This window comes from uncultured Gimesia sp. (assembly GCF_937919775.1).
Lineage (GTDB): Bacteria > Planctomycetota > Planctomycetia > Planctomycetales > Planctomycetaceae > Gimesia.
In genome coordinates, this window is sequence record NZ_CALFPF010000323.1 from 1 (window position 1) to 6,766 (window position 6,766).

Below are 6,766 nucleotides of genomic sequence, written 5' to 3' on the forward strand. Positions count from 1 at the left end.
TGGATTGTTCTGTTTTCTGCAGATGCCTGCGGCGCTGTTTGCGCAGGTCAGTTTTGAAGAAGCGCCGATCAATTATAATAAAGCGGAACCGGAAAATCTGATTACCCGTTTTCAAAAAAAACTGGATCAGGGTCAGATCAAGCTGGACTATGATCGGGAAAAAGGGACCGGTTATTTGTCCTCGGTTTTGAAGTCACTCGAGATCCCGGTTTCTTCCCAGGTGCTGGTGTTTTCCAAGACCAGTTTGCAGGTGAAGCACATCGATCCGCAGTCGCCGCGCGCGTTGTATTTCAACGACGATCTGTATGTGGGTTTTGTGCAGGGGGGGGCCGCTCTGGAAGTTTCTGCCAGCGATCCAAAACTGGGAACGGTTTTTTACACGCTCACTCAAACACAATCAGCGAAGCCTGCTTTTGTGCGGCGAACATTTGAATGCACTCAGTGTCACGCTTCGTCAATGACGCAGGGCGTGCCGGGGCACATCATGCGCTCGGTCTATCCTGGTCCCGATGGGATGCCGGTGTTTCGTGAAGGGACTTATCGCAGCGATCAATCGAGCCCCTTTCCTGAGCGGTGGGGGGGCTGGTATGTGTCGGGCACGCACGGAAAAATGCGTCACATGGGAAATCTGATTTTTCGCAAGGGGGACAGTTCCAGCAATCTTAATCGGGACCGCGGGGCGAACGCCGTCGATCTGGAGAAATGGTTTGATACGAGCGCTTACCTCGGACCTCACAGTGATATTGTGTCGTTGATGGTTCTGGAACATCAGGCGAAGATGCATAATCTGATTACCCGTGCTCAGTTTGAAGGTCGGATTACCGAGCGGGACGCGGAAGTGATGAACAAGATGCTGGAGCGCGACGCGTCTTTTCAGAGCGACAGTACGAAACGGCGTTTTGAGAGTTCTGCGAATCGGTTAGTAGATTACATGCTGTTTACGGATGAGCTGGTTCTGGAAGATCAGATTCGTGGCGTCTCCGGTTTTCAAACGGAGTTTCCACTGTCAGGGCCACATGACCGCCGGGGACGCTCCCTGCGGGACTTTGATCTGGAACGCAGGCTGTTTAAATATCCGTGCAGTTATCTGATCTATTCAGAGTCATTCGATGCGCTGCCTCGACCGATTCTGGAGTTTGTCTATCGGCGTCTGTGGGAAATCCTGTCGGGCAAGGATGACAGTAAACAATATTCCCGCTTGACCGCAGAAGATCGCCGGGCCATTCTGGAGATTCTGATCGAGACAAAACCGGGGTTGCCTGATTACTGGAAGCTTTAATCGTTCTGTAACCGGTACTTAATCGACGGCTGCTTTTCCCGTTGATCTCTGTATTGTGAGCCCATTCTGTTGAAAATCGGACTTATACCCCCACATCTGCTTTGATATTGGTTGTTTCGGCGAATCGGCCTGCCTAGAATGGCAGGACCACTGAGATTGGCTCTGAGGGGCATCCTGTCTGCCGGACGGCAATTTTGAGAATGGTGTTCCTGCGCAGGGTTCGACCAGTCTTTCTTTTCCGGATCAATGAATATCAGTCACTGAGCTTAAACTACGAGGAGCTTACGGGAAAATGTTACCCCGACGCGAAGTATTTCCACACGTTATCGAAATCAACTATCAGGCCAGACAGCGTTTGGGGTGTTGTGTTTACCTTGTATTTAACGATCAGAATGAATGGCTGCTGATTGATATCGGATATGAAGATACCGTGTCTGAAATTATCGAGATGATCCGTCAAATGGATTTTCCGCTGGCCAACTGCAAATATCTGATTGCGACCCACGCTGACGTGGATCATATTCAGGGGCTCAGTCGCGCCAAGGAACTGCTGCCTGGCGCGCAAGTGGTGGCCCATCCGAGTGCGGCCCGGTTGCTTGAAGTCGGAGATCGTATCAGTACCTATGCAGAAATCAGTGCGCAGGGAATTTCGATTGATATGCCCGCCTGTAAAGTCGATCTGGAAGTGACTGAAGGGGACGTGATTGATCTGGGCGGGGAGACCAAGCTGGAAGTCTGGCACACACCCGGCCATACCGACGGCCAGCTGGCATTTCGTTTCGGGGAATTACTCTTCTCCGGTGACAATATCTATCGGGATGGATGTGTGGGGCACATTGACGCCCATCACGGGTCCGATATTCCTGATTTCATCAAGTCGTTAGAGCGAATTCGCGACTGCGATGCGAAATGGCTGCTGCCCAGTCATGGTCCGATCTTCCGGAACAAAAAAGAACTTCTGCAGGCGACAATTGATCGTTTGAATACATATCTGCATATGGCGGACTTCGGAACCTGTGCCGTCGATTGGCCTTTGCAGGATCAGTGGGACGAAGAACTGGCGAAGGGATTTGATCCTGAGACCGCGCAATAAGTCGGCAGGCATTATGGGGTTATGTTCATATTTCAGCGGTTTTTGACAGCGATTCCCTCAATCCTCTGCTGAACAGGCAGTCCCGGATGACCACTGGATCTCCTTTTTTCTATGATTTTGTAGGAGATGGCGCCCTCTGATCGCAAATTCGTGATGCTATAATCCGCAAAATTGGTATTATGATCAGAATCTTTATCACAAACACAAATGTGGTTTGTGTTGCGACAAGTTCAACCCGACGCGACGACGAAAAATACCGATATGCGGCGATCGTAAAAAGTGATCTCGGATGCGAACCAGATGCGGGCTTTTCATTATTTTTGCGTATTCGAGATTGATTCATTTAGCGAAAGAGTGACAATTCAGGAAATCTGATTTGAAACAACACCGGTTTTTTCGGGAAGAAAGCTCAAGTCAGATGGATTTGCTGAGCAGTTTTGGATCAAACTATTTTCGATGAATTTCAACTCTCGTTCTTAACGGGCAGAGATTCATTAATTTGATAAGGCCTCTTCGGGCTATTGGAATCATTAATGGCTTCGTTTTTTCAAAAGCGCGATCCTTGGGGACATCGTCTCTCATTATGGGTTGTGGTTTTTATGATCTTCATAACTCCTGTGCTCGTAGGAGTTTTACGGGAGATTCGGCAGGAAAATAATGTCGAGAACTGGCTGCCTCCCGATGATCCCCAGTCGAAAGTGCTGGCTTGGCACCGTCATAGTTTTGGTATTGAAGACCGTGTTCTACTCTCCTGGGAAGGGAGTTCGCTGACCGATTTGCGGGCAGAACGTCTGAAGACTCTGCTGTTGGGAAAACCCGACGAACAGGGGATTCGCCGTGGTGGCTCGCCTTATATTCAGAACGTGGTGACTCCTCAGGACGCCATTCAGAAAATGGTGGAGTACCGGGTTGAGCCGAGCGAAGCCCAGGAACGTTTGAAAGGGGTCTTGCTCGGGACGGGAATGTTGAAAATCCGCTTAACTGAAGCCGGCAAGAACAGGCAGGAACAAACGACTCAGGAACTGATCGACAAAGCGAAGAGTGAACTGGGTTTAGTGCTTACCGTGAAGCCCGCTTTCAAAGAGTGGGTGGAGATGGTTGATGAATCGCAGGAAGCGGAAGTCATCGACGTGCCTGCGAATGAGAGTGCAGATCAGGTCGATTATAAAGCGCTGGTGGCTGCCATGCCTGCCCACGATTTTCAGGTCACCTGGCCTCGAATGCAGCCCGATGCTGAACTCACCAATCAGTTGAAACAACTGGCTCTTTCATTGACGCGTCCTCAGATTCTTCCGGAGTCGTCGGACGCCAGTTCCGCAGAGACATCCGCTTCGGCGCAACCCACGTTGGTTGAAGATTGTTTTTTTGCCGTCGGGACACCGATTGCGATTGCGATCGAATTATCTGATACGGGCGATGCCGATCATGCTGCCGCCATTGAAGCCGTGAAAACAGCGGCAACCAGAGCGGGGATTCCCGAAGCGAGTCTCCATATGGGAGGCAGGCCTGTTGCGGGAGCCGCTTTGAATAGCATGGTCAAGCAGTCTTCGTGGAATACCGCCTATCCGGTCTGGCAGTTTCACAAACGGTCTGTGACTCTGTTTTCAGGACTGATTGGAATCTTTCTGGCATTTTTGATGTTACGGAGCCTCAGGCTTGCCTGTCTGGTGCTGCTCGTTTCTTATTATACGACGTTTGTGGCTGTCGCAATTGTGCCTCTAACCGGGGGGACCATGAATATGGTTCTGGTGGTCATGCCGACGTTGTTGACGGTGCTGACCCTTTCCGGTGCGATTCATGTCGCCAATTACTGGAAACATGCCGCGCATGTGGATATGAAAACAGCCGTGACTCAAGCTGTCGAAATGGCACGGGCTCCCTGTATCATGGCCAGCCTGACAACAGCCATTGGTCTGGCATCCCTGATGACGAGCCCGTTATCGCCGGTGCGTGACTTCGGCCTGTATTCCTCGATCGGTTGTCTGATCTCGCTGTTGATGGTGTTGTACGGCTTACCCTCTTTATTGGAGTTATGGCCCGCGAAGCCTCCGAAAGCATCTGAGATCGATACCAGAAACTGGCAGCAGTTCGGGCGAATTCTTTCGCGACATCAGGTCCTGGTTTCCATGAGCTGTCTGGTGATATTCGTCGTTTCCTGTTACGGCTTCAAATGGTTTCGGACGGAAACCAAAGTCATTCGGTATTTTCCGGATTCCTCTCGTGTGATTCAGGACTACCTGTTTCTGGAAGAAAATCTTTCAGGAATCACGCCCGTTGATACGGTGATCTGCTTCGATGAAAATGCACAGAAGAACTTGAATTTTGTGGAACGCGTTGAACTGGTGCGTAAAATTCAACATAAAATTGCCGAGCACGCGGAAATCAGCGGATCGATCTCACTGGCTGATTTTCGGCCTGTTTCAGAGCCGTTAGCGGAAGGCGCCAGCACGTTTCAAAAATTGAAGCATGCAAAACGCGTTAATGAAACAGAACGCCGTGTAAAGGAAAGCCTCAAATCGGGCAGTTCCAAATCGTTTCTGTATATTGCCGACGAGGCGGTCGAGCTGGAACAGGAAACCGCAAATGGTCCCCGGCCTGTGGCTGTGAAAAAAGGGGATGAGCTGTGGCGGATTACTGCTCAGGTTGCGATTATGAGCGACCTGAATTACGGCGATCTCACACGTGACTTAAATCAGGTGACTCAGTCTGTATTGCGTGATCATGCAGGGACGACCCATCTGGTGACAGGGACGATTCCCCTGTTCCTGCGAACTCAACAGGCGGTGCTGGAAAGCCTGATTAAGAGTTTCGGGCTGGCGTTTGTGGTGATTGCGCTTGTGATGATGATCCTGCTGCGCAGCCCGACTGGCGGTTTAATTACCATGCTGCCGAACCTGATGCCGATTGGCGTTGTGTTTGGTTTACTTTCCTGGATGAGAGTCTCCGTTGATATCGGGACGATGATTACCGCCTCAGTGGCGCTGGGGATTGCCGTTGACGGTACACTGCATCTGCTGACCTGGTTCAAGATCAGTATTGAAGAAGGTAAGAACAAGAGTGAAGCGGTTGCTGCTGCACTGGGACATTGCGGGCCGGCAATGTGGCAGACCAGCGCTGCGGTCGGCATCAGTCTGGCCATGCTCTATCCTGCAGAATTGCTGCTCGTGAGCCGCTTTGGGATTTTGATGTTTGCTTTAATCACCGCTGCCCTACTGGCTGACATTATCTTTCTACCGGCACTTCTGGCAGGCCCCCTGGGCTCGCTGATTGTCGCTTCGTTAAAGAAAGAGAAAGCCGCCGCTGCGAATGTCCCGCTCCTGCAGGAAGGTAAAGCCACCAAGCCGCATCTCCAGCAGACCATCAAGCGGACTCAATCTGAAAAGACGTTTGAGACCTGATCGGCAAGGATTACGGAGCTGCCGAGGAGTTGCTGACGCTTTTGAGGAACGCAAAGATTTCCTGCGTGGGCATGTCATCGGGTTGACCAATTTCGCGGTTGATCGTCATGTGTGTTTTGCCCGGAGCGGAAACAAGCTTTGCCGCGATCTGATTCACTTTCAGCTTGTTCGCCAGGCTTTCCGATTGCCGTCGTGAGTCTTCCCGGCGTGCGACATGCAGGATCAGAAACGGGGGGATGGATTGATTCTTACGGACGTAGGTCAGCGGAGAAGCGGCCTTCCACGTTTTCTCATCCGTTCCAAAGACAGCCGTGTAAATCTTTTTGCCAGTCGGGTCAGCGGTATTGATTCGATCGGCGATATCATAGCCGGCTCCGTCCAGTAGAATCGTTCCCTTGATCGCTTTCAGAGAGAGGGATTCTGTTTTGAGATACGCGGGATTGGTGGAAACCAGAGCGACCAGATGGGCTCCTGCGGAATGTCCCATGAGGAAAATTTCGTCCGGATTGCCTCCGAAGTCTCTGGCGTGTTCCCGAACCCAATGGACCGCCTGTGCCACATCTTGTGCCTGTTGATCGTAAGTGGCCTGGGGATGGAGCCGATAATTAATGCTGACCAATAGATAGCCGTGTGCTGTGAAAGCCTCCGGCTTACTGTTCACGCCGCGCTTGTCACCGATTTTCCAGCCGCCGCCATGCACCCAGATTACGATGGGATGATTCTTGCCGGAAGCAGGAGCGTAGAGATCCAGACTCTTAAAATGTTTTCCGAGGTTGACGGTCGCGTCATAAGGCAGGTTCTGAACTGTTTTGAATTTCGGAGGGGGCACCTGGTCTTCCGAAAATCCGATCCGGCCGGTTACTGTGAAAAGAATGAGGGAGCAAACAATCTTCCCGTAACGGGATCGGAAAACAGGGCGGCGTGTCATGCAGTCTGACTTTCTCGTTTTTTCATGAAGTGCAGATCCATGCTTGATTTCTGCAGCAGGTCGTATTC

General features: G+C 51.2%; 4 protein-coding genes. 3 read left to right on the forward strand and 1 reads right to left on the reverse strand.

From position 1 onward, the window contains the following. The 3 genes from Q0294_RS08880 to Q0294_RS08890 all read left to right on the forward strand — a co-directional run. On the forward strand, positions 1 to 1,279 hold a 1,279-nt coding region (locus Q0294_RS08880), incomplete at its 5' end, for a hypothetical protein (RefSeq protein ID WP_299463548.1). A 292-nt stretch (positions 1,280 to 1,571) separates the two neighbouring features. Further along, a complete protein-coding gene (locus Q0294_RS08885) occupies positions 1,572 to 2,372 on the forward strand; it encodes an MBL fold metallo-hydrolase (RefSeq protein ID WP_299463551.1) in 801 nt (266 codons plus the stop codon). A gap of 533 nt (positions 2,373 to 2,905) precedes the next feature. Then, complete coding sequence (locus Q0294_RS08890) at positions 2,906 to 5,770, forward strand: MMPL family transporter (protein WP_299463554.1); 2,865 nt, start codon at positions 2,906 to 2,908, stop codon at positions 5,768 to 5,770. A gap of 10 nt (positions 5,771 to 5,780) precedes the next feature. Here Q0294_RS08890 and Q0294_RS08895 read toward each other — a convergent pair. After that, a partial coding sequence (locus Q0294_RS08895) for an alpha/beta hydrolase (protein ID WP_299463557.1) occupies positions 5,781 to 6,766 on the reverse strand: 986 nt, incomplete at its 5' end.